Below are 2,307 nucleotides of genomic sequence, written 5' to 3' on the forward strand. Positions count from 1 at the left end.
CAGTCTGCATCCTGCGTGAGGTTGCTTCCAGATATGCGACTCGAGCCGCCTTCAATCGGTAAACTCTGCGCCTGTCGCCATCGCTGCCGTTTCGCTTCACTGCTTGAACTTCATAACCGCACAGTCTGAGCATATCGCCCATAAACTTGATGGAATCGGCGGGCCGCTTCACAGTGAACTTGAACTGTCCACATTTGATGATCCGCTGCGGAACGATCCCGAGACCTGCCAGGCGCAGAGGGAATTCCATGACAGCATCCACAACCAGATCAGCCTCTTTTTTTGTGTAGGTCTGGCCACCGAGTAGATTTTCAACCCCCGCCGCCTTCCAGATTCGTTTATATTCAGCAGCTGCCAGCCTGTCACATCTTCTTAATGATAATTCCCCTCCGCTCGTCTCGTCCTGTGATCCGTCCAGGTGGCCCGCATTCAATCGGTGCCGGTGGAGTTGTGATAACTGAGATCCCCATAGAATTATATCGTCCTCAGTAATCTCCTTCCGGTTCAGCGTCTCCTGTATCTCGTACCGGACAATTCTTAGCAGATCAGCACGCGTTGGTTTCTCCTTTTTTTTGACTTCTTTGTATTCATACAGTGAAAGTTCAGCCGCTGATAAGATCCCCGCGATCTGTTCAGCCACCTCCGCCAGTATGTAGTCCTTCAGGTAATCGTGTGACTTCCCGCCCTCAGCTGCTGCCGGTGTCGAAATTGAATACCCGTCATGCTCAAGCAGAAAATAAAGGTTTTTGTCAAAGTCAGCTTTAGAGCGGTTCTCTGTTGCTGTCTCGCGTCCGTGGAATACATCCCAGGTTGAGAGAGCCGACACGGTGCTTTCATTCTTTGCGACGACCTCGGAATTCACAGCAGCCTTATTTATTGGTGCTTCCTGCCTTCGAGACTGGCATATAAATGTAAATTCCTTCACTCGGCGTGCTCTATGTGCCATCTGTAAAGCTGCGGGGGGTGATATTACGCCATAAAAGAGGCCTATACATCGGTCAATCTGCGTGTCCTGAATTGATACGCCGCTGCTTATCGTTGGTGAGTAAATAATACAGTCATACTTTCCAGCTTCTCCATCGGGATTTTCAATGAAGGCGTTTACCTCAGGATCGCTTTTGTTGTCGCTGTGTATCACTATTACCCTGTGCGTCGTGTGCTCCTTCAGATACTTTCCTAACGTTCTTGCCGTCTTTTTTGAGTCGGTCGGGACTGTCAACCGCTCGCCACTGTCCAGGCTCGCCATGATTTTAAGCGGGGCAGCAAACATCGCCCTTTTCCCCGTCTGGAACTCTACATGGATATCAGCGCGGTTCGTTTCCATCTCGAATATTTGTATTTTCTCGCCTGGTCTGGCCTCTTCCAGGAAAGAGATAACATCATCATTTAAATTGGCATCACAGACGAGTACAACACTGGCCCGCGCTACGATATCCACCAATTTTCTATAGACGGCTACCCGTACAGCATCATCATTTCCGAACGATCCCCGGTCGATGTGAGTCAGCACCTGTTGAATCTCATCGATGAAGACCGCCCCGCAACGATTAACAACCCGCTCCAGCCTGTTCACTGTCAGAGAGTTTATACATAACGCCACGCCCCGTGCTGCCTGGCAGAGTTTCCAGTTATCTTTGTAATGGGAAAAAGCGTTGTATGAATCCTTCAGGCGATCGTACAGCTCATGTACCAATGACACACGGTGACATATCGCTAAGAGTTTAAGGCCGTTTGAATCCGCAGCCTCCGTGAACCTGGCACCTGCTATCTGTGTTTTCCCTGTGCCCATCGGAGCACGAATCGCGATAATGCCGGGGGTCGAATAGACGCGTGCCGGTATCTCTTCCCAATTATGAACAGGCGTGTAAATATGGGCCTTTTTTTTCGCGTCTGATAATTTGATGCAGGAATAGAACCGCTCACGGGCCTCCGCCATGTCATCCATGCAGAGCGCATGTAACGCCTGCAAAGTCAGCGGGTGAAGTACCAGAGGGCAGGCATTCATCAGCTTCTTTATAATGGCGTCGGGTGTAATCGCGTGCGTTTTTTTATACAGTAACATCAGGCAATACGTAAGGGCCCACGCCGCCGCATCCTCTGCCGTTTGTGCTTCTCGTATCTGTTTGAATATTGCTGCCGGTAGCGTCTTCAGCTTCCGGACCTTCAACCCCTCAAGCTTAATCTGCTGCCAATTACATACTGAATATTGCTGCCCGCCATGCCTGAATGAATGAAGGGTCTTCCCGTACGTATCGACAAATACCCGCGCCTGTGCGTCTGACAGCTCCACCGGGTTATCGATATACT

Annotated in this window: 1 protein-coding gene; it reads right to left on the reverse strand. The window is 50.3% G+C overall.

Annotation, left to right across the window (positions count from 1 at the left end):
- On the reverse strand, positions 1-2,307 hold a 2,307-nt coding region (locus JWG39_RS15910), incomplete at both ends, for a plasmid replication protein, CyRepA1 family (protein ID WP_205220426.1).

Origin of the sequence: Desulforhopalus vacuolatus, from assembly GCF_016918505.1 — a bacterium.
Taxonomy (GTDB): domain Bacteria; phylum Desulfobacterota; class Desulfobulbia; order Desulfobulbales; family Desulfocapsaceae; genus Desulforhopalus; species Desulforhopalus vacuolatus.